Genomic DNA, 2,307 nt, shown 5'->3' on the forward strand with positions numbered 1-2,307 from the left:
CCCCGGCGCCGGCGCCGGCGCCCGGGCCCCGCCGCCCGGGGGCCCGGGGGGGGGGCGCCCCCCCGGGGGGGGGGGGGGGCCCCCCCCGGCGCGCGCCGGGGGCGCCGGGGCGAGCGCGGAGATCCACGAGGGCATCCCCGAGGCGGAGTTCGTCGCCGCGCTGAAGGTGCTCCAGCGGATGATCCACAACGTCGGGGGGAAGGCCTGGCACCACTGAGGCCGACAGGCACCCCCGGGGGCTACACGCTGCTGAGCGAGAGCTTCGCGGCGAACCCGAGGAACAGGATACCCGCCGCCGAAGTCGCCCCCGCCGACAGTCGCTTGCGTCGGCGGAAGACCGCGGCCAGCCGGGTGCCGCCGAAGATCAGCACCGAGAGGTAGGCGAAGCTGGCGAGCTGGAGCAGGGTGCCCAGCACCAGGAACGACAGCGCCGGGTAGGCGTAGCCCGGGTCGACGAACTGGACGAAGAAGGAGATCAGGAACAGGATCGCCTTCGGGTTGATCAGACTGACCACCAGCGCCCGGCGGTAGGGCCGCTCCGCAGGGCCCTCCGCCGCTCCGGACGCCTCGGCAGCCTCCTCCGCCTCGACCGTCTCGACGAGTTCAGCCGTACGCCGGTGCCGCTCGCGCCACAGGGCCACGGCGGCCCGGAGCATCCCGATGGCCATCCAGGTCAGATAGGCCGCGCCCGCGTACTTGACGATCGCGAAGAGCAGGGGCGTGGTCGTGAGCAGGGACGCGGCGCCGAGCGCGGAGAGCGTCATCAGGACGGTGTCCCCGGTCCAGACGCCCGCGGCGGCCTTGTAGCCGGTACGTACGCCGCGTCGGGCGGCGACGGAGAGCACGTAGAGCGAGTTCGGCCCCGGCAGGAGGACGATCAGCGCCAGGCCGGCGAGATAGGTCGGAAGATCGGTGACACCCAGCATGAACGGAGTGTCGCACGCCGGTGCGGGTCGCCGTCCAGGGGGTTTCACCAGGCGATATGGACCGTCGGATGCCGCGCGGCGACGGGCCGGTCCCGACGGCCCGGACCCGGCCATGATCCACCGGGCGTCACCTCGGGGGTCTGGACGCACAGCCGCCGCCCGGCAGAGGATTCACTGACCGGGCCGGACGGGAATCCGTACAGGAGGCGCCGGGCCGACAGGTGACCCAGGGGGAACGAACATGGCGAACACGGACAGCGGGTGGGACGGCCGGGGTACGAGAGGCAGGCGCGGCACGCGGCCGGCCGAGGCGATACCGGGCCGTCGCGTCGCCGCCGTGTCACTCGTCGCGCTGGCCGCCCTCGCGACGGGGTGCGAACCGGGTACGGCCACGGGGGCGCAGGACGCGTCAGCTCCGGCGCAGGCCACGCGGGCCGAGGCCCCCTCCCCCACACGCCCCGCCCCCGCGACCACGACCGCGGACGCGAAACCGCCAACCGCACCACCGCCCAGCCCGTCGGCGTCCACCGCCGCAGCGGCCGCGGCCCCGTCGACCGCCCGGCCCGCCCCCGAGCCCAGCACCGCGACACCACCACCGCCGAGGGTCCTGATGCGGACCGGATCCGAGAGCGACCGCGTACGCGAACTCCAGGCCCGGCTCCGCCAGATCGGCCACTTCGGGCGCAACCCCACCGGCTACTACGGCTCCGTCACCGCCGACGCCGTACGGTCCTTCCAGGCCAAGCGGAGCCTGCCGGTCACCGGCTCCACCGACGAGGTCACCTGGAAGCGGCTGCTGGCGATGACCCGGGTGCCGAAGGCCGCCGAACTGCGCCCGCCGACCGAGCGGCCGCTGGCCGCGCCGGACGAACGGTGCCTGAAGGGCCGGGTCCTGTGCATCAGCAAGAACAGCCGGACCCTGGCGTGGATGATCGACGGCAAGGTCGTCTCGGCGATGGACGTGCGCTTCGGCTCGGAGTACACGCCGACCCGCGAGGGCGTGTTCGAGGTGTTCTGGAAGTCCCGGGACCACGTGTCGACGCTGTACGACACCCCGATGCCGTACGCCCTGTTCTTCAGCGGCGGCCAAGCCGTGCACTACTCCGCCGACTTCGCGGCCAACGGCTACGGCGGCGCGTCGCACGGCTGCGTCAACGTACGGGACAGGAAGAAGGTCGCGGCCCTGTTCGACCAGGTGAGGAACGGCGACAAGGTCGTCGTCTACTGGTGAGCCGGCGCGCGGCCGGTCGGGGCGAGAAGAGAGGGCGCGGGGGGGGCCCGGGGGGGCGGGGCCCCCCCCCCCCCAGCGCGGGGCCCCAAGTACCGGGGGGACCCCCCCGCCGTGCGGGGGCCCGGGCCCCGCGGCGGCCACAGGAAATCG

2 protein-coding genes and 1 pseudogene are annotated in these 2,307 nt (G+C 74.4%); 2 read left to right on the forward strand and 1 reads right to left on the reverse strand.

What is annotated here, in order from left to right; translation table 11 throughout:
• Positions 1 to 109: 109 nt before the first annotated feature.
• Positions 110 to 217: pseudogene (locus JS521_RS37030) on the forward strand (MarR family transcriptional regulator); the annotation flags it as partial.
• A 22-nt stretch (positions 218 to 239) separates the two neighbouring features.
• Here the strand turns inward: JS521_RS37030 and leuE are convergent.
• Positions 240 to 926, reverse strand: coding sequence for a leucine efflux protein LeuE (gene leuE / locus JS521_RS31435; protein ID WP_205086319.1), 687 nt, complete (start codon positions 924 to 926; stop codon positions 240 to 242).
• Between the two features lie 241 nt (positions 927 to 1,167).
• Between leuE and JS521_RS31440 the strand changes: the two genes are divergently transcribed.
• Entirely contained in the window at positions 1,168 to 2,157 is a 990-nt protein-coding gene (locus JS521_RS31440; RefSeq protein WP_205086320.1) for a L,D-transpeptidase family protein, read from the forward strand.
• The last annotated feature ends 150 nt before the right edge of the window (positions 2,158 to 2,307 follow it).

This window comes from Streptomyces durocortorensis (assembly GCF_016901035.1).
GTDB classification, from domain to species: domain Bacteria; phylum Actinomycetota; class Actinomycetes; order Streptomycetales; family Streptomycetaceae; genus Streptomyces; species Streptomyces durocortorensis.